This window comes from Microbacterium sp. C5A9, assembly GCF_022627955.1.
Lineage (GTDB): Bacteria > Actinomycetota > Actinomycetes > Actinomycetales > Microbacteriaceae > Microbacterium.
In genome coordinates this window covers 37,264-57,405 of the sequence record NZ_JABXGD010000004.1, presented here as the reverse complement: position 1 = coordinate 57,405, position 20,142 = coordinate 37,264, and the positions used below count along the sequence as shown (strand labels likewise).

Below are 20,142 nucleotides of genomic sequence, written 5' to 3'. Positions count from 1 at the left end.
GGGTTGTCGACCTGGGCATGGAGCCTCTGGCGAGCGCCCGAAGGCGCGGACCTTCTCGAGGACATCCCTCTCAGCGACGAGTACATGCAGTGCGCCGGCACCGCCGAGGCGCTGGCTCTCGAGGTGCGTCGCCTCGACCCTGACGGTACCGCGCACCAGTACGCGATCGGCAAGCCCGGTGGCGATCGCACAGGCGAGCCCACCGAGGTGATCCACTTCGACGACGGTCGCCACAGCATCACGGTCTACCCGCACGAGGTCTTCACCGCTGACGAAGCAGCCGTCGTGTTCTACACGTACTTCCTCACGGATGAGGTTTCTCACCCGTACGAGCTTCGCGACCTCCACCTGAGCTGGCCGAAACCCGAATCCGAAGAAGGCGCCAGCTGATGCGCATCTGCGTCGAGCACGAACCGCTCGCTCAGTCCTGCACCCGCAATCCGAGGCCCGCGTCGCGTCGCTCTGGAGCTGACCTCGTCAGGGCCTGACTTCACATGGACGGAATCCACACCCTCATGGTCGAGGGGCCCCGGCGGGCCCAGTCGTGATAAGCCACGAGCGGGGCATCCACTACCGTCCCGGACGAGCGATGGCGCACAGGCAGCACCACCTGCCCGTCACGCTCGATCGGGTCGCCGACGAACACGGCCTCGCCCGCATCAGCGCCGAAGTCGGTCGACTCCAGCGCCATCACCTCGGGGCCGCGTTCGATCACGATGCTGCCGCGCACGGCATCCACCATCGGATGCGGTGCCGCGGCGCGTGCGACGATCGGCAGCCGCAGCTCGACGATGTCGCCGGCCCGGAACACGCGAGCGACGTCGACGGTGCCCGTGGGCGCAGGAGACTCCGTGACCTCCCCACCGCTGTGCACGCGCACCGTCGCCCCCGACGCCCACGACGGCACGCGCAGCGTCAGCGTGAACTCGACGTCGTCGGCGATCGTGACGCGCACGTCGCCGTCGGCGGGGTAGTCCGTCGCCACGTCGAACGCCACGACCCGCCCACCCGGCAGGATCGTGCGCACGGTCGACGGCGCGTACTGATGCAGCTGCACGCCGTCATCGTCCGCCGTGGCCAGATACGCGGCGAGGCTCGCGAACGTGCGCGCCACATTCGGCGGGCAGCACGACACCTCGAACCAGGGGGCTCGCAGCGACGACGAGGCACGCGGCGACGTGGCATCCGGATCCGCGGGCGTTCCCGGCGTGCGCTGGTGCAGCGTGTTGGCATAGAAGAATGACCGTCCATCCGACCCCGGAGAGGTCGCGACGACGTTGAACAGCGTGCGCTCGATCAGGTCGGCGTACTGCGCTTCACCGGTCGCGAGGAGCAGGCGCCACGAGAACATGATCGAGCCGATGCCGGCACACGTCTCGGAGTAGGCGCGATCCGGCGGCAGCTCCCAGTCGTCGCCGAAGGCCTCGTCCTGATGATGCGATCCCTGGCCGCCGGTCACGTAGGTGCGACGTTCGACGGTGCGGTCCCACTGCCGCCGCAGAGCGTCGAGCAGAGGCTCGTCCGACGTCTCGGCGGCGACGTCGGCTGCGGCTGACGAGAGGTAGTTCGCCCGCACGGAATGCCCGCGCAGCGCCTCCGCCTCGCGCACCGGAACGTCGTCCTGGAAGTAGCTGCGCCCCCATTCGATCTCGCCCAGCGACCCCCGACCGTGTCGCTCGACGAAGAGCGCGGCCTGATCGACGTAGCGCTGCTCGCCGAGAGCTCGGCCCAGCTCGGCGAGGCCGACCTCGACCTCGGCGTGCCCGCAGATCGCGTCTCGTCCGTCCGCGCCGAACTCGCGGCACACGAGGTCGGCGGCACGGCGCGCGATGTCAACCAGGCCGTCGTCGGCATCCGGTCTCGTGCGCATCCGAGCGACGGCTGCCTGGAACAGATGACCGAGGCAGTACAGCTCGTGCCCCCACTGCAGCGCCGACCAGCGCTCGCCCTGACCGTCGCGTCCGAACATCGTGTTGAGGTATCCGTCGGGCTCCTGCGCGGCGGCGACGCGGTCGACCACTCGACGGAAGCGCTGTTCGAGATCGCTGTCGGCGGCGGCATCCGTCCGTCCGATCTCCCACGCCATCGCCTCGAGGAACTTGTAGATCTCGGAGTCCGCGAACTCGCGCCCTCGGCGCCCGGCCGGCAGTGTGCCGGCGGCCGCGAGATCGAAGTTGGGCAGCCACCCCTCCGACTCGAGCCGCGATTCGATGTGTGTGAGCGTGGCTTGGCCGTTGACGGTCTGGCGGTCGCCCCAGAACCCTCCGGTGATGCGCACCTCGTCGAGGCCGAGGGGGCGCAGTCGCCCGCGCGTGGGGACCACGGGAGCGGCAGGTGTGGTGGTGTCGAACATGGTCATCCCTTGAAGGCGCCGGACATGAAGCCGCGCACGTAGTGTCGTTGCAGGATCAGGAAGAGCAGGATGCAGGGGAGCGCCAGCACGACGACTCCCGCCTCGGTGGCGCCGTAGTCGACGACACCCTGCACCTGCCCGCGGAGGTTGGCCACCGCGAGCGGCAGCGTCATGCGGTTGGTGTCGTTGATGAGGATGAGCGGGGCCATGAAGTCGTTCCACGCCGTGAGGAACGCGAACAGCCCGACCGTGACGAGACCTGGCTTGACCGCAGGCAGCAGCACCCGCCACAGCGCGCCCCAGCTGGAGCATCCGTCGACCATCGCGGCCTCGTCCATCTCCTTCGGGATCGACTCGAACGAGATGCGCATCATGAACAGCGAGAACGGCAGCTGGAACATGGTGATCACGAGTGCGACGCCGACGAGCGAGTTCTGCAGGCCGACGGCGTTGAGGATCACGTAGAGCGGGATCAGCAGGGTCGCATACGGCACCATCAGGATCGCGAGGGTCAGCAGGAACAGCGCGTTCTTGCCGGGAAACGAGAAGCGCGCGAACGCGTAGCCGCCCAGCAGCGAGATGAACAGTGTGAGCGCCACGGTGAGGACCGACACGAAGAGCGAGTTGCCGAGATACACCCAGATCCCCGCCTGGTACTCGCCGAGGGCGGCGTAGTTGCCGAACCCCCAGCCGTCGGTCTGGCTGGTGCCCGCCATCGGGCTGACCGACGAGACGCCGGTCCAGATGAGCGGATAGAGGAAGATCACCGCGAGGGCGGTGGTGAACACCCAGTACGGGATGCCGAAGATCACGCGAGCGGCCTTCGAGCGGTACCGCGGCGTGGCGGGCTGATGGTTCGGGGCGACGATCGTGCGCGTCAGGCTCTGAGACATGGTTCTCCGCTCTCCGCTCAGTTCTCATCCGTGCGGCGGAACGCGCGCAGCTGGAAGACGTTGATCACGATGAGCGCGAGCAGCACGATCACCGAGAGGGCGCCGGCGATGCCGAGACTGTTCTGCCCCTGGAAGGCCACGTTGTAGATCAGCTGCACGACGGTCATGGTGCTGTTGTCGGGGCCGCCCTTGGTGAGGATGTAGAACTGCTCGAACGCGAGCAGCGACCCTGTCACGCACATCACGGTCGTGAGCGCGAAGGTCGGCTTGAGCAGCGGCACCGTGATGTCGCGGAACGTCTGCCACCGGTTCGCGCCGTCGATGCGGGCGGCCTCGTAGACGTCGTCGGGGATGCCCTGCAGGCCCACCAGCATCAGCAGCATGTAGAAGCCGGCGTAGCGCCACACGATCAGGAAGATCGTCGACCACAGCGCCCCCTCAGGGGTGCCGAGGAACGTGATGCCCCACGACTTCATGAGGTTCGCGAACGGCCCGGCGATGGGGGAGTACAGCACGTAGAACAGCAGCGAGGCGGATGCCAGTCCCAGGGCGCTGGGGATCAGGAACGCCGTGCGCAGGAAGCCCTTCCATCGGGTCGACTCCTGCACGAGGAGGGCGAGGCCGAGCCCGAGGCCGATCAGGATCACGGTCGTGATGACGGTGTAGAGCAGGGTGAAGCGGATCGAATCCCAGAAGAGGCGGTGCGTGACGGCATCCGCGTAGTTCTCGGGGAAGTTGATGCCCCGGTTGCCGCTCAGGAGAGGCCAGTCGGAGGCCGACATCTGCACCACGAGCACCAGCGGCACGATGAACAGCAGGGCGACGAAGATCGCCGTCGGGGCGGCGTACAGCCAGCCCTGCACAGGGCCGCCGAAGGCGGTACGCCGTCTGCGGCGAGGCAGCGGGGGTGCGGCCTGGGTCATCTCGTTCTCTTTCGATCGGGAGTGCGGGGGGCGAGCGGGAGGATGCGGGGGCGACGCGATCCACGCCGCCCCCGCTCGCGGTCACTGCGACAGGATCGCGGTGATCTCCTCGTTGTCGGCGGGCACGGAGTCCTCGCCGTTCAGTACCGCATTGCGGATGAGCGTGAGCCACGGGCTGCCCGGGGCGTTGAACGCCTGCTGGAAGTTCAGCGCCACCGGGGTGTCGCCCTGGGCGGCGACCTCGTTGATCGTGACCAGTCGCGGGTCGGCCGCGGCGTACTCGTTGTCGGCCAGGTCGCCTCGCGAGACGGCGTTGCCGTCCTTCGCGAGCACCTCGACCTGGGCGTCCTCCGACATCATCCAGTTGAGGAAGTTCCAGGCCTGAGCCGCCTTCTTCGAGTCCTTCGAGATGCCGATGCCGTCGCCGCCGACGAAGGTCGAGGCGCCGCCGTCCACGCCGGGGATGCCGGCGACTCCCGCGTCGAACTCGAGGGAGGGGAGCAGCGTCGCCGGGAACGGCATCACACCGACCTTGCCCTCGCTGAACGCGGCGGTCCACGTGGGGCCCGCTTCGTCGGTGGAGCTGGGGAGCACAGCGCCCGCTTCTTCCAGACCGGCCCACGTGTCGTAGACCGCCTGTGCGGAGTCACCGTCGAGCAGGGACTCGGTGCCGTCGTCGCTCATGACCTCGTCGCCCGAAGCCCAGATCGAGGGGAACCAGGTGAAGACCAGGCATCCTCCGCAGTTGAGGCCGGTCGCCGTGCCGTAGGTGTCGGGCTTGTTCAGCGCCTGCACGGCCATCGCGGCATCGGCGAACTCCTCGAGCGTGGCCGGTGCCTTCTCGGGGTCGAGGCCCGCCTCGGCGAACAGCTCCTTGTTCCAGAAGAGCATCGAGAGATCGAGGGCGAACGGAAGCACGTACTCGGCGCCGTCGACCGTGCCGGCAGAGAGGTGGCCGGGGTTGATCTGGTCCTTGAAGTCGAGCGCGTCGATCTGCTCGGACATGTCCTGGAACAGGCCCTGCTGCGCCCAGTTCGGCACGTAGACGATATCCGCCGCGAAGAGATCGGGCAGGCCGCCCGAGCCGGCGGCGGCACCGACCTTGGCGACGTAGTCGTCGTTGGGGACGACGGTCAGCTCGACCTGGTTCTCGTGGCTCGCGTTGTAGGCGTCGACCAGCAGCTTGGCCTGACGCTCGATGGGAGCGCGGGTCCAGAGGGTGAGCGTCGTGCCGTCGTCGGTGCCTTCGGCGGTGATCGGCTCGTCGGACGCGGCGTCGTCTGCGGCGGGTGCGCAGGCGGCGAGAGCGCCGGTGATCAGGCCGGCTGTGAGCACGGCGGCGGAGAAGCGCCGAGTGGCGCGGGTGCGGGTGGTGTTCATGGAAGGAGCTCCTCTGGGCTCGTCGTCGAGCGGGGTGCGGTGGGGCGCTTCGACACTGCAGCGCCCGAGGGGGAGAGCCGAGTTTCCGAAATTTACGAAAACCCTTTCGAAAGGTATAGCGTGATTCTGACGAGGCCGTCAACCCTCGTTCCGATAACCTTTCAGCAACAGGGAGAGCGATGAGCGACACGAACGGATCTCGGGCGGTGACCCTCGGCGACGTCGCCGCGCGCGCCGGCGTGTCGATCTCGACGGCCTCGAAGGCGCTGAACGATCGGGGTGATGTCTCGGCCTCGACGCGGGCCAAGGTGCGCGCGATCGCCGAGGAGCTCTCGTTCACCCCGAACGCCATGGCGCGGGGCCTGCTGGCCGGGCGCACCGGCACGGTCGGCCTGCTGACGAGCGACCTCGAGGGTCGATTCATGATCCCGATCCTGATGGGGGCGGAGGATGCCTTCGGCGCGGGCCGCATCAACGTCTTCCTGTGCGATGCGCGCGGCGACGCGATCCGCGAGCAGCATCACCTGAAGGAGCTGCTGAGTCGTCGGGTCGACGGCATCATCGTCGTCGGTCGGCAGACGGATGCTCGGCCGTCGCTCGGGCAGGAGATACCGGTGCCCGTCGTGTACGCCTACGCGCCCTCCGACGATCCTCGCGACCTGTCGCTGACCCCCGACAACTACGCGGGTGGGCGCCTCGCGATCGAGCATCTGCTGGCCTGCGGGCGCCGGCGCATCGCGCACATCTCGGGCGACCCGACCTACGCCGCAGCGCAGGATCGCCTCGCCGGTGCCCGGGCCGCGCTCGCCGAAGCCGGTCTCGAACTCGTCGGTGAGCCGATGTTCTCGGAGTGGACCGAGCACTGGGGGCGGGATGCCGCGGCGCTGCTGCTGACTCGGCATCCGGACATCGACGCCGTGTTCTGCGGGTCGGATCAGATCGCTCGCGGCGTGCTCGACTCGGCCCGCGATCTGGGTCGCACGGTTCCCGACGACCTCGCGGTGATCGGCTATGACAACTGGGAGGTGCTCGCGACCAACGCCCGGCCCGAGCTCACCAGCATCGACGCCAACCTGCAGCAGCTCGGGCGTCAGGCGGCCCTTCGGGTGTTCGACGCGATCGACGGGATCGACATCGGTGAGGGGTCGCACCATCTGCCGGTGCGCCTCGTGATCCGCGGATCGACCATCGCCCGACGCTGAGCCGCTCTCCCGGGCGTCGGCGGGTGTTCGGGTCAGACGTGGTCGCGCCAGGAGTGCTGCGGGTCGAAACCCAGCACGCGCCGGGCCTTGTCGATCGAGAGCAGCGTCTCGTTCGGCCCGAACTCGCGGGCGACCGGGACGTCGGGGAAGACCTCGGCGAGCAGCTCGGCGTTCGGGCGCGACATCACCGTGTCGGCCGCCGCGATGATGAAGTTGTCGAACCCGGGGGCCGCGACCTCGAGCGCACGCTCCACGGCCTGCGCGCCGTCGCGGGCGTCGATGTAGCCCCACAGGTTCCACTTGCGACGCAGGGCATCGCCGTCGAAGTCGGGGAACTCGGCGTAGTCGTCGGGATTCATGACGTTCGAGAAGCGCAGGGCCGTGATCGAGAGGTCGGGGTGCCAGCGCACGAGCTCCCTCGCCAGCTGCTCCTCGAGCGTCTTGACCAGCGAGTACACCGATTCGGGGCGGGCCGGATACTCCTCGTCGACGGGCACGTAGGGCGGCGGCGCGTCGAACGGCAGACCGAGCACGGTCTCGCTCGACGCGTAGACGACGCGCCGGATGCCGAGGCGCACCGCCGCCCAGAACACGTTGAACGTGGCGGGCATGTTGTTGTGGAACGTGGCGACGTCGCTGCGGATGCCGGGGGCCGGGATCGCGCCGAGATGCACCACGGCGTCGATGCCGTCGTGCCGGTCGCCGACGGCGGTGAAAGCATCCACGACCTGGCCGTAATCCGTGAGGTCGACCTGCACGAAGTCCGGGCCGCGGACTCCTGCGACGTCCATGCCGATGACCTCGTGACCGTGGGCGCGGAGTTCCCGCGCGACGACGCTGCCGAGCTTGCCCGATGATCCGGTGAGTGCGATGCGCATGTCACCAGAGTGGCACGACGGCGAGGCGCCGGGGCCGCTCGGCATACACTCGTCGGCGTGAGTGACACGAGCAGCGAGCCGCGCCGCACCGTCGGCGTGCGCGATGTCGCGGTGCTCGCGGGGGTCTCTCGGCAGACCGTGTCGCGCGTGCTCAACGACCATCCCGAGGTCGCCGTCGAGACCCGCGAGCGCGTGCTCGCCGCGATGACCGAGCTCGGGTACCGCATGAACAACGCCGCCCGCGCGCTGGGCACCCGACGCTCGCGAACCCTGGGGGTGCTGGCGTCCGATGCGCTGCAGTACGGGCCGTCGCGCAGCATCGCCGCGCTCGAGGCATCGGCCCGCGAGTCCGGGTACTGGGTGAGCGCGGCCTTCGCGGATGCGGGGGATGCCGCGGCCGTCGTCTCGGCCGTCGACCATCTCGTCATGCAGGGCGTGGAGGGGATCGTGGTCGTCGCACCTCATGCCCGAACCCTCGAAGCCCTCGACGAGCTGCGCATCGGCGTGCCCGTCGTGACGCTGCACGCCGCCGACCGCGGGGCACGCGGCCTCTCGGTCGACCAGGCGGCCGGAGCACGGCTCGCGGTCGCAGCGCTCGCCGACGCCGGTCACACGCGCATCGCGCACCTCGCCGGTCCTGCCGACTGGCTCGAGGCCGAGTCCCGTGCCGAGGGGTTCGCCGCCGAGATCGCGGCGCGCGGACTCGTCGCGGGTCCCGTGATCGAGGGTGACTGGACCGCGGGGTCGGGCTATGCCGCGGTCGCCGCAGTGCGTGACTCCGGAGCCACCGCCGTGTTCGCCGCGAACGACCAGATGGCGCTCGGTCTGCTCGGCGGACTCCACGAGGCGGGGCTCTCCGTGCCCGACGACATCAGCGTGGTCGGCTTCGACGACATCCCCGATGCCGCGTATTACTGGCCGAAGCTCACGACCGTGCGCCAGGACTTCGACGAGCTGGCGCGGCGCGCCGTGGCGACGGCCCTCGCGGGCAGCAGCGGGGCCCCGGCATCCGACCTTCCGCCTGTGGCTCCGGTGCTGGTGACCCGGGCGTCCGTCGCGCCGCCGCGCTGACTCTCGGGAGGCGCGAAAGCGACCCCGCACGCCCGCCGAGCACCCGTGTCTTGACGGCCGGAGGACCGCCGTGACACACTTCTGTGACCGGTCACAGTGACCACCGCCGACCCTGAGGTACCCGTGAGCAACGAAGCCCCCGCCTTCTCCGCCGAGATCGACGCCGCGATCCGGACCGTCCGCGAAGATGTGGCCCGCCTGCACGGCGAACTCGTGCGCTACGGCCTCATCGTCTGGACCGGCGGCAACGTCTCGGGCCGCGTGCCCGGTGCCGACCTCTTCGTCATCAAGCCCTCGGGTGTCAGCTACGACGACCTCACTCCCGACAACATGATCCTGTGCGACCTCGACGGCGCCGTGATCCCCGGCACACCCGGCAGCGACCGCTCGCCGTCGAGCGACACCGCGGCCCACGCCTACGTCTACCGGCACATGCCCGAGGTCGGCGGCGTCGTGCACACGCACTCGACCTTCGCCGTCGCCTGGGCCGCCCGCGGCGAAGAGATCCCGTGCGTCATCACGGCCATGGCCGACGAGTTCGGCGGCCCGATCCCGGTCGGCCCGTTCGCGATCATCGGCGACGACTCGATCGGCCGCGGCATCGTGCAGACCCTCACCGGCCACCGCAGCCGGGCCGTGCTCATGCAGAACCACGGCCCGTTCACGATCGGGGTCGACGCGAAGGATGCCGTGAAGGCCGCCGTCATGGTCGAGGACGTCGCCCGAACCGTGCACTACGCCCGGGAGGCAGGGCCGCTCATCCCGATCCCGCAGGAGGCGATCGACAGCCTCTTCGCCCGCTACCAGAACGTCTACGGCCAGAACTCGGACGCGCGGCGATGAGCGACACGACCGGCATGAGCGAAACGACCGACACCACCGCTCACGACGACATCGTCGCCGGCCTCACGAGCCTCGGCATCGAATTCGGCTCCACCCGCATCAAGGCCTGCCTGATCGGCTCCGATGCGACCGAGGTGCTCGCCACCGGGTCGTTCGCGTGGGAGAACCGGCTCGAGGACGGTCTCTGGACGTATGCGATCGACGAGGTCTGGGCCGGCCTTCAGGCCGCCTACGCAGCCCTCCGCGCCGACGCCGAGCACCGCCACGGCGCACGCCCCAAGACCTTCGGCGCGATCGGCATCTCGGCCATGATGCACGGCTACCTCGCGTTCGACGCGCAGGGTGAGCTGCTGGTGCCGTTCCGCACCTGGCGCAACACCAACACGGGTGTCGCCGCGGCCGAGCTGACCGACCTGCTCGGGGTGAACATCCCGCTGCGCTGGTCGATCGCCCACCTGCATCAGGCCGTGCTCGACGGCGAGGCGCATGTGCCGCAGCTCGACGCCGTGACCACTCTCGCGGGGTACGTGCACGAGAGACTGACCGGCGAGCGCGTGCTCGGCGTCGGCGACGCATCCGGCATGTTCCCGATCGACTCGGCGACCGGCGACTACGACGAGCGGATGCTGCAGGCGTACGACGCGCGGGCCGCCGACCGCCTGCCCGCGAAAGCCAAGGACCTGCTCCCGGCCGTCCTTCCCGCCGGCGCCGCCGCCGGCACGCTGACGGACGAGGGCGCGCGACTGCTCGACCCGTCCGGCTCGCTGCGGCCCGGCATCCCGTTCTGTCCGCCCGAGGGCGACGCCGGCACCGGCATGGTGGCGACGAACTCGGTGTCGCCGCGCACCGGCAACGTCTCGGCGGGCACGAGCATCTTCGCGATGGTCGTGCTCGAGCGCCCGCTGGCCGAGGTGCACCACGAGCTCGATCTCGTCACGACTCCCGCGGGCGACGCCGTCGCGATGGTCCACTGCAACAACGGCGCGAGCGAGCTCGCCGCCTGGGCGGGGCTCTTCACCCGGTTCTCGGCTGCGGCGGGGCAGCCGTTGGACGACGACGCCGTCTTCGACGCGCTCTTCCGCGAGGCGCTCGACGGCGAGGCGGATGCCGGTGGGCTGCTCGCCTACAACCACCTGGCGGGCGAGCCGATCGCCGGCCTCGCCGAGGGGCGACCGCTGTTCGTGCGCACCCCCGACAGTGCCTTCACGCTCGCGAACTTCATGCGCGCGCAGCTGTACGGCGTCTTCGGGACGCTCGCGCTGGGGATGCAGGTGCTCGCCGCCGAAGGAGTCGAGCTCGACCGCATGTTCGCGCACGGAGGCATGTTCCGCACGGCCGGTGTCGCCCAGCGCTTCCTGGCCGGAGCGCTCGGTGCCCCGGTCGCCGTCGGCGAACTCGCCTCCGAGGGTGGGGCGTGGGGCATCGCGGTGCTCGCGTCGTACCTCGCCCATGCCGACGATCGGTCGCTGGGGGAGTACCTCGAGCGCGACGTCTTCGCGTCGGCATCCCTCTCGGTCGCCGACCCCGATCCCGCCGATGCCGCGGGCTTCACCGCCTACCTCGACCGCTACCGCGCGGGCCTCGCCATCGAAGCCGCCGCGGTCGACTCCCTCTGAACTCTTCCCGCTGATACCGGAACATCGAAGGACCGCTCATGACCCGCACCCCGCTCACCACCTCGCTCGACGGCTACGAGGTCTGGTTCCTCACCGGCAGCCAGCACCTGTACGGCCCCGAGACGCTCGCGCAGGTCGCCGAGCAGTCGCAGGAGATCGCCCGCCTGCTCGACGAGGCCGGCGAGGTTCCGGTCAAGGTCGTCTGGAAGCCGGTGCTCACCGACTCGGCCGCCATCAAGCGCACCGCGCTCGAGGCCAATGCCGACGACCGCGTCATCGGCCTGATCGCGTGGATGCACACGTTCAGCCCCGCGAAGATGTGGATCGCCGGTCTCGATGCGCTGCAGAAGCCGCTCGCGCACCTGCACACGCAGGCGAACGTCGAGCTGCCGTGGGCCGACATCGACTTCGACTTCATGAACCTCAACCAGGCGGCGCACGGCGACCGCGAGTTCGGGTACATCCAGACGCGCCTCGGCGTGCCGCGCAAGACCGTCGTCGGGCACGCAAGCGACCCGCGCGTGCGCCAGGAGATCGCGACGTGGCAGCGTGCGGCCGCCGGCCTCGCGGCATCCCGCTCGCTCAAACTCGCTCGCTTCGGCGACAACATGCGCTTCGTCGCGGTCACCGAGGGTGACAAGACCGAGGCCGAGCTGCGTTTCGGCGTGCAGGTCAACACGTGGGGCGTGAACGATCTGGCGGATGCGGTCGCCGCGGCATCCGAGTCCGAGATCGACACCCTCGTGGCCGAGTACGAAGAGCTCTACGAGGTCGCCCCCGAGCTGCGCCGCGGAGGCGAGCGCCACCAGTCGCTGCGTGACGGCGCCGCGATCGAGATCGGTCTGCGGTCGTTCCTCGAGGAGGGCGGCTTCGGCGCCTTCACCACGTCGTTCGAAGACCTCGGCGCGCTGAAGCAGCTGCCCGGTCTCGCCGTGCAGCGCCTGATGGCCGAGGGCTACGGCTTCGGCGCCGAGGGCGACTGGAAGACCGCGATCCTCGTGCGCGTCGCGAACGTCATGGGCGCGGGCCTGCCCGGCGGTGCGAGCCTCATGGAGGACTACACGTACGACATGACGCCCGGCGACGAGCTGATCCTCGGGGCGCACATGCTCGAGGTCTCGCCGTCGCTCACCACCGCGAAGCCGACGCTCGAGATCCACCCGCTCGGCATCGGCGGCAAGGACGACCCTGTGCGCCTGGTCTTCACCGCCGACCCCGGGCCCGCGCTCGTCGTGGCGCTCAGCGACATGCGCGACCGGTTCCGCCTCACCGCGAACGTCGTCGAGAACGTGCCGCCGCGCCAGTCGCTGCCGAAGCTTCCGGTCGGCCGCGCCGTGTGGAAGCCGCAGCCCGACTTCACCACCAGTGCCGCCGCCTGGCTGACCGCCGGTGCCGCACACCACACCGTCATGTCGACCGCCGTCGGGCTCGAGGCCTTCCGCGACTTCGCCGAGATGGCCGAGGTCGAGCTGCTCGTGATCGACGACGCGACCACGCTGCCCGAGTTCCAGAAGCAGGTGCGCTGGAACCAGGCGTACTACCGACTCGCGCAGGGGCTGTGATGACGGACTCCACCACCACCATCGATATCGCGACGGCGGCGCGCCCGCGCTCGGGGCGGCAGCTGCGCATCGCCGGTCACGGCTACGAGGCCGTGATCGCGAGCGTCGGCGCCTCGCTGCGCGTGCTCACGTTCGAGGGGCGCGACCTGGTCGTGCCGTTCGACGCCGACGAGGTGCGCCCCGGATACCGCGGAGCCACCCTCGCACCCTGGCCCAACCGCATCGTCGACGGCCGCTACACGTTCGCCGGCGTCGAGCATCAGCTCGCCCTCACCGAGCCCGCGCGCGGCCAGGCGCTGCACGGCCTGCTCGCCTGGGCAGAGTTCGACGATCGCCTCGTGCTCGATGACCGCGTCGTGCTCGCAGCCGTCATCGAGCCGCAGACCGGGTACCCCTTCCGCGTCGAGGTCGAGACCGAGTACCGCATCGACGCCGACGGGCTGCACCAGACCGTGACGGCGCACAACCTCGGGGCGGATGCCGCACCCTGGGGCACCGGACCGCATCCCTATCTCGTCGCCGGCCCCGCCGGTCGGGTGGATGACTGGACGCTGACGCTGCCGGCATCCGACGTGCTCACCGTCACCGACGATCGGCTGAGCCCCGTGGCGGTCGAGGGCGTGACGGAGCATCCGCAGTGGGACTTCCGTGCTGCGCGCCCGATCGGAGACGTCTTCATCGACCACGCCTTCACCGGGCTCTCCCGCGAAGGGGGAGCCGCCGAGGTGCGCCTGGTGACGGATGCCGGAACCGGCGTCGCGATCACGTTCGACGAGCGATGCCCCTGGGTGCAGGTGCACACGGCCGACAACCCGGGTATCGACGCGATCCACCGCATCGGGCTGGCCGTCGAGCCCATGACCTGCCCGCCCGACGCCTTCAGCTCGGGGACCGATCTCGTGGTGCTCGAACCGGGCGCCGCGCACGCGGCATCCTGGCGGATCGCCGCCGTCTGAGCGGTGCGCGTCAGCGGGTGAGCCAACGACGCAGCGACCGCGTCACGAACGGCAGCACCCAGTAGGCCATGATCGGCGTGAGCACCGCCGTGGTCGCGAGCACCCGCAGCCAGATGGGCAGCTCGTTCCATCCCGGGATCGGGCTCATCGCGTACGTGAACGCGAGGTTCACCGGGAAGAAGCCGAGCCAGATCGACACCGCCTGCTTCCAGCGCGGGGGAGTGCTCACCAGCGCGACCGAGGCCGTCGAGCCGTCGGCCCGGGGCAGCGTGATCGTGTCGGTGGTCGGCTGATCGAACCAGCCCTCGATGCCGGTGCGCCGGTGCACGTGCTCGCTGCGCACGAACTGCTCGCCGGTCGACTTCCACCACTCCCGCTCGCCGGACTGCTCCCAGGCGATGAGCGACTTCTCATCGGCGAACCGGTAGAGCATGTGCCAGATGTGCGAATCCTCGCCGTCGCGCACCCACCCCGAGCCCAGGAAGCCCGGATACCGGTGCGCGAGGTTGACCCCGGTCTGCACCCAGGCGGTCGCGGCGGTCACGTGCTCCGGGTCGACTTCGCGACGGATGGAGACGGTGATGGGTTCACTGGACATGGTGGGTCCTCGGAGAGTGCGGTCGCCCGGGTCACGGGCGCCTCGACGGTGGGGGATGCGCCGGGGTACGGGCGCATCAACGATTGTATTTCGGATGCCGGGAGCCGCGGCCATCGACGGAGGGTGAGAATGGGACGCATGAGCACGCGCAGCGAAGCCGTCCTGATCGATGTCGTCCGCACCCCCGTCGGGCGGGGCAAGCCGGGTGGTGCCCTGTCGGGCGTGCATCCGGTCGATCTCGCCGCCGGTGCGCTCGCCGCGCTGCTCGAGCGCAGCGGGCTCGACTCGCGACAGATCGACGACGTCCTGCTCGGCTGCGTGAGCCAGGTGGGCGATCAGTCGTCGAACATCGCGCGCCAGGCCGTGCTCGCCGCCGGCTTCGACGAGTCGATCCCCGCGGCGACCATCGACCGGCAGTGCGGGTCGAGTCAGCAGGCCGTGCACTTCGCCGCGCAGGGGATCATCGCCGGTGCCTACGACGCGGTGATCGTCGGCGGCGTCGAATCGATGAGCCGCGTGCCGCTCGGCTCGTCGGCTGCAGGCGGCTCTCCGATGTCGCCTCGTCTGCGCGAGCGCTACCCCGAGGGACTCGTGAACCAGGGCGTCTCGGCCGAGCTCATCGCGCACCGCTGGGGTCTCGACCGCGCCGAGCTCGACGCCTATGCGGCCGAATCGCACCGCCGCGCCGCCGCCGCGTGGGCCGAGGGGTTCTTCGACCGCACCGTCATCCCGGTCGCGGAGGCGCCGGATGCCGTGGCCGACGAGACCGTCCGCGCGGGCACGACGGCCGCGGGCCTCGCGGGGCTCCCGGCGGCGTTCCGCACCGACGCGCTCGCCGAGCGCTTTCCCGACCTCGACTGGAGCATCACGCCGGGCAACTCGTCGCCGCTCACCGACGGAGCATCCGCCGCTCTGCTGATGAGCGCTGAGCGGGCGGAGGCCCTGGGCCTGACCCCGCGGGCGCGGTTCCACGCGTTCACGGTGGTCGGCGATGACCCGTTGATGATGCTGACCGGGCCGATTCCGGCGACGCGCCGCATCCTCGACCGCACCGGACTCTCGATCGACGACCTCGACGCCTACGAGGTCAACGAGGCCTTCGCGTCGGTGCCGCTCGCCTGGGCGGCCGAGGTCGGAGCGGATGCCGCGAAGCTGAACCCCCGCGGTGGGGCCATCGCCCTCGGTCACGCTCTGGGGTCGTCGGGCACCCGCCTGCTCGGAACCCTCATCGACCAGCTCGACACGGTCGGAGGGCGATTCGGCCTGCAGACCATGTGCGAGGGCGGCGGCATGGCCAACGCCACGATCATCGAGCGGCTGTAGCCCCGCATCCAAGGGCCTTCGAATCGCGCAAATGACCCGAAATTCTGTCGAGATGGGGTCGTTCACGCGATTCGAGCGGAAGCAGATCAGCGCCGCAAAGCCGCGGCCACGCGACGCACGAGCTCTTGCGGGTTCTTCAGGAGCGGTGACGTCACCTCGATGACCGTCCAACCGGCTGCGCGGAGACCCGCGATGCGCTCCACGTCCGCCGCCCACCTGTCGCCGTGCAGCATCCCGAGGTATTCGACGATGACGCGTTCGTGCCGATAGGCCATGTCCACGCAACCGAGAAAGCGACCGTGATCGTCGAAGAGGTCGACATTCAACTCGGGTTCGGGAAGACCAGCCGTGATGAGGATGCATCGCACCTTCGTCTCTCGAGGCGACCAGGAGTCCTCTCGGATCAGATCGATCGCCGTACGGAGGCGCGCGGCGCCGCGGCGCCGTCCGGCGTCTAGCGATGCTCGGAGCTCGTCGACGGTACTGAGGGGCGGGCGGCCCGGCGACGGTCGGCCCCGACCCTGCCGCCAAGTCCTGCACAGGTAGTCGCCGAGCGCCACGACATCGAGTAGGGGGAGTGTGCCCAGCGACACCCAGGTGGCGGCGGCGGACGTGACCCGGAGGCCATCCTGATCGCTGATCGAAGTGAGACTCGCGAGGGTCCGGTGCCCCGTGATCCCGGCCGCTCGGGGGAACGGAGTCGGCCCGGCAGCGCTGACGTGGAGGGGCAGCTCGGTATAGCCCGCGATCTCGTCTGCGTCAGTGAACTCCAGGGGCAATGGTGCACCCCAGATCGACGCTGCGGTCTGGTGGCTGAAGAAGTGGCCCTGGTGCATCCCGGGAGCATAGGTGCGCGCCCGGTGAACCCTCGCCTGCCGCTGCCGTTCGTATGGATCCTCGATGTCGCGGAAAGACGGCGTGCTTCCGCGAAGGATACGCACTCCGTGGAACGGCGCCTCGAGGTCCCGACCGCGAAGGCGACTGCGGCTCACCCCGTGCAGGCGAGCGATTCGGACCGGGAATCCATCGCCGCATTCATCTGGAAGCTTCTGCGTTCGTCCCATGGCGCCACGGTTGCATGATTCCGACAGCTCGATCGTGTTGTCCACAACCAGGGGATTTCGAATCGCGCAAATGACCAGAAGTTCCGTCGAAATGGGGTCACTCACGCGATTCGAACGCCCCGAAGACAGAGAAGACCCCCGCCGACCCGATTCGGCGGGGGTCTCTTCGGGAGCAGACGCTCACCGTAGGCGCGGATGACGTGACTACCCGATCCGGTCTGAGTCTGTGTCCGCGCATCTGCAGTTGTAGTCGGTCGACATGTCCGGGCGGTGAACGCACGGCGAACACGCGCCCGGATCCCGCTCTACCAGGCGTACGCCTCGGGAGCGGCGCCGCCGGGGCCCGGCCAGATGCGGTCGAGCTCGGCGAGGGTCTCGGCATCGAGAGTCACGTCGAGCGCCTCGACAGCCGAGTCGAGCTGCTCGATCGTGCGCGGGCCGATCACCGGGGCGGTCACGCTCGGCTGATGCAGCAGCCAGGCGATCGCGACGACACCCGGGCGGATGCCGAGCTCGGCGCAGAACTCCTCGTAGCGCTCGATCGCCGGGCGCCGCTCGCCGAGGGCGTCGAGGCTCGACCGCGAGCGGTCGGTCTTCTGCAGGACGCCGCCGAGCTGCCCGCTGGCGAGCGGCGACCAGGGCAGCAGCCCCATGCCGTACTGCTCTGCGGCGGGCGCCACCTCGAGCTCGACCGTGCGCTCGGTGAGGTTGTACAGCGACTGCTCGGTCACCGGCGCCGGATAGCCGGATGCCGCGGCGATCTCGTGCACGCGCGCCAGGTGCCACCCGGCGAAGTTCGAGCTGCCGAGGTAGACGATCTTGCCCTGTTCGCGCAGCGTCGCGAAGGCGCTGAGCGTCTCGTCGAGCGGCACGTCTCGGTCGATGTGGTGCATCTGATACAGGTCGATGCGGTCGGTGCCGAGGCGTCTCAGCGAGGCGTCGACCGCATTGCGGATGTGCACCGCCGACAGCCCTCGGTCGTTCGATCGGGGGCCCATCACGCCGAACACCTTCGTGGCGACGACGAGGTCGTCACGGATGCCGCGGTCCTTCATCCACCGTCCGAGGATCTCCTCCGACTGTCCGGGGTGATCGCCCCACCGGCCGCCTCCGTAGACGTCCGCCGTGTCGATGAAGTCGATGCCGGCCTCGATCGCGCGATCCAGGATGGCGAGGGATGCCTCCTCGTCGATCACGGGGCCGAAGTTCATGGTTCCGAGAGCCAGGCGGCTCACGCGGGCGCCTGCTCGTCCGAGACGTGTGTACTGCATCAGCTGTTCTCCTTCTGCGAATCCTTCGATGACGGGTGCGTCAGATCCTGCGATCCCTGCGCCGCGCTCGTGTCGACGAACGCCCATCCGAACGCGCCGAGCTCGCGGCGCGCGGAGGTCGACCCGGTGAGCAGGTCGGTTCCGGCCACGTCGACCGCGTACGGTTCGGTGCTGTGGTTGATGACGGTGAGGATGCTGCCGCGCCGCGCGATCTCGACGTGCTCCGGCAGCCCCGCGATCTCGGCGGCCACCCCGGCCTCGGCCGCGAGCCAGCGCAGCACCGCGAGCATCCCGTCGTCGTCGGGGATCGTCGCGAGGTAGTACCCGCGACCCTCGCCGAAGTCCTTGCGGGTGAACGCCGCGCGGCCCGCGGTGCGTCCCTCGGTGAAGCGGCCGATGATCTCGGCGTCCTGCACGAGAAGCTCCTCGGCGAAGTACTGTCCGACGATGCGCCCGGCGGGGCCGTCGAGCGGCGCCTCCGACTGGCCGGGCCCGTCGGGCACCGCATGACTCGCGACCTCGCCGGCCGAGTCCGCCGACCGCACCGATTCGGGGGCGACGAGCGCGCCGAAGTCCTCGAGCGCGACGCCGAGGGCGTCGCGCAGCCCCACGATGAACCCGCCCTCGCGGAACGCGTCGTCCTGGTCGACCACGTCGCTGAACGCCGAGACGAAGAGGTGCCCGCCGCGCTCGACGTAGGCCGTGAGGTTGGCGGCGCCCTCGTCGCCGAGCAGATACTGCTGCGGAGCGACCACCAGCGAGTACGCGCTGAGGTCGCTCGTGGTGTTCACGATGTCGATCGCCAGGTTCTGGCGGTGCAGCGCGGCGAACCAGCGGTGCGCGAGGGTGAGGTAGTCGAGCACGATCGGGTGGTCGCGCCCGTCGATCGCCCACCAGTTCTCCCAGTCGAACACGAGCGCGACCTTCGCCCCGGACGAGACGTCGGGCAGGGCGGGCAGCTGCGCCAGCTGGCCGCCGAGCTCGACGACCTCGCGCCAGGTGCGGGTGTCGAGTCCCGCCTGGGGCACCATCGCCGAGTGGAACTTCTCACTGCCTCGGCGCGACTGCCGCCACTGGAAGAACATGATGCCGTCGGCGCCGCGGCCGACCGCCTGGGCGCTGATCGCCGCCATCTGACCCGGTGCCTTGGGCGCGTTGGTCGGACGCCAGTTGAGGGCGTTCGTCGACTGCTCGGTGAGGATCCACGGAGCTCCGGGCTTGAGACCGCGCATCAGCTCGCGGGCGAACGCCGCCCCGCGGAACGACTCGGGGTCGTTGGGGTCGGGGTAGTTGTCGTCGCTGATCACGTCGACCTCGGCAGCCCACTTCCAGTAGTCGGCCGGAGGGAACGCGCCCATGAAGTTCGTGGTGATCGGCTGGGTGGCACCCGAGGCGCGGATGATGTCGCGCTCCATGACGTACAGCTCGAGCAGGGTGTCGGAGGTGAAGCGCTTGAAGTCGAGCACGCTCGTCGGGTTGATGCTGTACGGCGCCTTGCGCGGAGGGACGATCTGATCGAACGCGGTGTAGCGCTGCGACCAGAAGTCGGTGCCCCACGCGTGGTTGAGGGCGTCGATCGTCTCGTACTTGCGCTCGAGCCACACGCGGAACGCGTCGCGCGCCGAGTCGGAGTAGTCGTAGTGCAGGTGGCATCCGTACTCGTTGTTGACGTGCCAGAGGACGACGGCCGGATGCTGCGCGTAGCGCTCGGCCAGTGCGGTGACGAGCTCGGAGGCGAGGCGACGGTACACCGGTGATGAGGGGGCGTACGCCTGGCGGCTGCCCGGCCAGAACGTCGAGCCGTCGGCATCCTGCGGCAGCATCTCGGGGTAGGCGGCCGAGGCCCAGGGCGGCGGCGATGCGGTGGCGGTGGCGAGATCGACCTGGATGCCGCCCTCGTGCAGCAGCCCGATGATCTCGTCGAGCCACTCCCAGTCGAACACGCCCTCGGCGGGCTGGATCCGCGACCACGAGAAGATGCCGAGGCTCACGAGCGTCACGCCCGCCTCGCGCATGAGCCTGACGTCGTCGGGCCACACCTCTCGTGGCCACTGCTCGGGGTTGTAGTCGGCGCCGTAGTGCATGGGTCTCCTGGTTGGTGGGGGGCTCTGCGTGCGATCCCGCTCCGTCGACCCTAACGGGGAAACGCTTTCCGGCCCACCCCCTTCCCCGGTCGATTCGGCGGGAGAGATGCAAGGACGCCCTAGTA

Annotated in this window: 17 protein-coding genes; 8 read left to right on the top strand and 9 right to left on the bottom strand. The window is 69.8% G+C overall.

Annotated features, from left to right (window positions below):
- The first annotated feature begins 3 nt into the window (after positions 1 to 3).
- Positions 4 to 390, top strand: a complete 387-nt coding sequence (locus HWD99_RS08905) for a hypothetical protein (protein WP_374205460.1) — start codon at positions 4 to 6, stop codon at positions 388 to 390.
- A 100-nt stretch (positions 391 to 490) separates the two neighbouring features.
- Here HWD99_RS08905 and HWD99_RS08900 read toward each other — a convergent pair whose 3' ends face one another.
- The 4 genes from HWD99_RS08900 to HWD99_RS08885 form a co-directional block, all read right to left on the bottom strand.
- Positions 491 to 2,359: a glycoside hydrolase family 127 protein gene (locus HWD99_RS08900; protein ID WP_374205459.1), complete on the bottom strand. Its 1,869-nt coding sequence runs from the start codon at positions 2,357 to 2,359 to the stop codon at positions 491 to 493.
- Entirely contained in the window at positions 2,356 to 3,246 is an 891-nt protein-coding gene (locus tag HWD99_RS08895) for a carbohydrate ABC transporter permease (RefSeq protein ID WP_241795880.1), read from the bottom strand. Before HWD99_RS08895 ends, HWD99_RS08900 begins: the two co-directional genes overlap by 4 nt.
- A gap of 17 nt (positions 3,247 to 3,263) precedes the next feature.
- Positions 3,264 to 4,169, bottom strand: a complete 906-nt coding sequence (locus HWD99_RS08890; RefSeq protein WP_241795879.1) for a carbohydrate ABC transporter permease — start codon at positions 4,167 to 4,169, stop codon at positions 3,264 to 3,266.
- An 81-nt stretch (positions 4,170 to 4,250) separates the two neighbouring features.
- Entirely contained in the window at positions 4,251 to 5,549 is a 1,299-nt protein-coding gene (locus HWD99_RS08885; RefSeq protein WP_241795878.1) for a sugar ABC transporter substrate-binding protein, read from the bottom strand.
- A gap of 179 nt (positions 5,550 to 5,728) precedes the next feature.
- Between HWD99_RS08885 and HWD99_RS08880 the strand changes: the two genes are divergently transcribed.
- Positions 5,729 to 6,751: a LacI family DNA-binding transcriptional regulator gene (locus HWD99_RS08880; RefSeq protein WP_241795877.1), complete on the top strand. Its 1,023-nt coding sequence runs from the start codon at positions 5,729 to 5,731 to the stop codon at positions 6,749 to 6,751.
- 32 nt (positions 6,752 to 6,783) lie between these two features.
- Here HWD99_RS08880 and HWD99_RS08875 read toward each other — a convergent pair whose 3' ends face one another.
- Positions 6,784 to 7,629: an NAD(P)-dependent oxidoreductase gene (locus tag HWD99_RS08875; RefSeq protein WP_241795876.1), complete on the bottom strand. Its 846-nt coding sequence runs from the start codon at positions 7,627 to 7,629 to the stop codon at positions 6,784 to 6,786.
- A 57-nt stretch (positions 7,630 to 7,686) separates the two neighbouring features.
- Between HWD99_RS08875 and HWD99_RS08870 the strand changes: the two genes are divergently transcribed.
- The 5 genes from HWD99_RS08870 (at position 7,687) to HWD99_RS08850 (ending at position 13,677) form a co-directional block, all read left to right on the top strand.
- Positions 7,687 to 8,700 carry a LacI family DNA-binding transcriptional regulator gene (locus HWD99_RS08870; RefSeq protein WP_241795875.1) on the top strand — a complete coding sequence of 338 codons (1,014 nt, stop codon included), beginning with the start codon at positions 7,687 to 7,689 and terminating at the stop codon, positions 8,698 to 8,700.
- Positions 8,701 to 8,823: 123 nt separating this feature from the next.
- Positions 8,824 to 9,543 carry an L-ribulose-5-phosphate 4-epimerase gene (locus tag HWD99_RS08865; RefSeq protein WP_241795874.1) on the top strand — a complete coding sequence of 240 codons (720 nt, stop codon included), beginning with the start codon at positions 8,824 to 8,826 and terminating at the stop codon, positions 9,541 to 9,543.
- Positions 9,540 to 11,159, top strand: coding sequence for a xylulokinase (locus tag HWD99_RS08860; RefSeq protein ID WP_374205458.1), 1,620 nt, complete (start codon positions 9,540 to 9,542; stop codon positions 11,157 to 11,159). Before HWD99_RS08865 ends, HWD99_RS08860 begins: the two co-directional genes overlap by 4 nt.
- A 38-nt stretch (positions 11,160 to 11,197) precedes the next feature.
- Complete coding sequence (araA, locus tag HWD99_RS08855; RefSeq protein ID WP_241795873.1) at positions 11,198 to 12,721, top strand: L-arabinose isomerase; 1,524 nt, start codon at positions 11,198 to 11,200, stop codon at positions 12,719 to 12,721.
- Positions 12,721 to 13,677: an aldose 1-epimerase family protein gene (locus HWD99_RS08850; RefSeq protein ID WP_241795872.1), complete on the top strand. Its 957-nt coding sequence runs from the start codon at positions 12,721 to 12,723 to the stop codon at positions 13,675 to 13,677. Before araA ends, HWD99_RS08850 begins: the two co-directional genes overlap by 1 nt.
- 10 nt (positions 13,678 to 13,687) lie before the next feature.
- Here HWD99_RS08850 and HWD99_RS08845 read toward each other — a convergent pair whose 3' ends face one another.
- The gene (locus HWD99_RS08845; protein ID WP_241795871.1) at positions 13,688 to 14,275 is read right to left on the bottom strand and encodes an antibiotic biosynthesis monooxygenase; all 588 of its coding nucleotides are present in this window, start codon (positions 14,273 to 14,275) and stop codon (positions 13,688 to 13,690) included.
- A gap of 138 nt (positions 14,276 to 14,413) precedes the next feature.
- On the opposite strand from HWD99_RS08845, the gene HWD99_RS08840 reads away from it, so the two are divergent.
- Entirely contained in the window at positions 14,414 to 15,598 is a 1,185-nt protein-coding gene (locus tag HWD99_RS08840; RefSeq protein ID WP_241795870.1) for a thiolase family protein, read from the top strand.
- An 86-nt stretch (positions 15,599 to 15,684) separates the two neighbouring features.
- Here HWD99_RS08840 and HWD99_RS08835 read toward each other — a convergent pair whose 3' ends face one another.
- The 3 genes from HWD99_RS08835 to HWD99_RS08825 form a co-directional block, all read right to left on the bottom strand.
- A complete protein-coding gene (locus HWD99_RS08835; protein WP_241795869.1) occupies positions 15,685 to 16,767 on the bottom strand; it encodes a hypothetical protein in 1,083 nt (360 codons plus the stop codon).
- Between the two features lie 200 nt (positions 16,768 to 16,967).
- The gene (locus HWD99_RS08830) at positions 16,968 to 17,933 is read right to left on the bottom strand and encodes an aldo/keto reductase (protein ID WP_241795868.1); all 966 of its coding nucleotides are present in this window, start codon (positions 17,931 to 17,933) and stop codon (positions 16,968 to 16,970) included.
- Positions 17,933 to 20,017: a beta-galactosidase gene (locus tag HWD99_RS08825; RefSeq protein WP_241795867.1), complete on the bottom strand. Its 2,085-nt coding sequence runs from the start codon at positions 20,015 to 20,017 to the stop codon at positions 17,933 to 17,935. Before HWD99_RS08825 ends, HWD99_RS08830 begins: the two co-directional genes overlap by 1 nt.
- Positions 20,018 to 20,142: the final 125 nt, after the last annotated feature.

Bases quoted from the DNA above. Each gene is read 5' to 3' on its own strand.
- HWD99_RS08900 (WP_374205459.1), bottom strand. From the start codon at position 2,359: ATGACCATGTTCGACACCACCACACCTGCCGCTCCCGTGGTCCCCACG.
- HWD99_RS08895 (WP_241795880.1), bottom strand. From the start codon at position 3,246: ATGTCTCAGAGCCTGACGCGCACGATCGTCGCCCCGAACCATCAGCCC.
- HWD99_RS08890 (WP_241795879.1), bottom strand. From the start codon at position 4,169: ATGACCCAGGCCGCACCCCCGCTGCCTCGCCGCAGACGGCGTACCGCC.
- HWD99_RS08885 (WP_241795878.1), bottom strand. From the start codon at position 5,549: ATGAACACCACCCGCACCCGCGCCACTCGGCGCTTCTCCGCCGCCGTG.
- HWD99_RS08880 (WP_241795877.1), top strand. From the start codon at position 5,729: ATGAGCGACACGAACGGATCTCGGGCGGTGACCCTCGGCGACGTCGCC.
- HWD99_RS08875 (WP_241795876.1), bottom strand. From the start codon at position 7,629: ATGCGCATCGCACTCACCGGATCATCGGGCAAGCTCGGCAGCGTCGTC.
- HWD99_RS08860 (WP_374205458.1), top strand. From the start codon at position 9,540: ATGAGCGACACGACCGGCATGAGCGAAACGACCGACACCACCGCTCAC.
- araA (WP_241795873.1), top strand. From the start codon at position 11,198: ATGACCCGCACCCCGCTCACCACCTCGCTCGACGGCTACGAGGTCTGG.
- HWD99_RS08850 (WP_241795872.1), top strand. From the start codon at position 12,721: ATGACGGACTCCACCACCACCATCGATATCGCGACGGCGGCGCGCCCG.
- HWD99_RS08845 (WP_241795871.1), bottom strand. From the start codon at position 14,275: ATGTCCAGTGAACCCATCACCGTCTCCATCCGTCGCGAAGTCGACCCG.
- HWD99_RS08840 (WP_241795870.1), top strand. From the start codon at position 14,414: ATGAGCACGCGCAGCGAAGCCGTCCTGATCGATGTCGTCCGCACCCCC.
- HWD99_RS08830 (WP_241795868.1), bottom strand. From the start codon at position 17,933: ATGCAGTACACACGTCTCGGACGAGCAGGCGCCCGCGTGAGCCGCCTG.
- HWD99_RS08825 (WP_241795867.1), bottom strand. From the start codon at position 20,017: ATGCACTACGGCGCCGACTACAACCCCGAGCAGTGGCCACGAGAGGTG.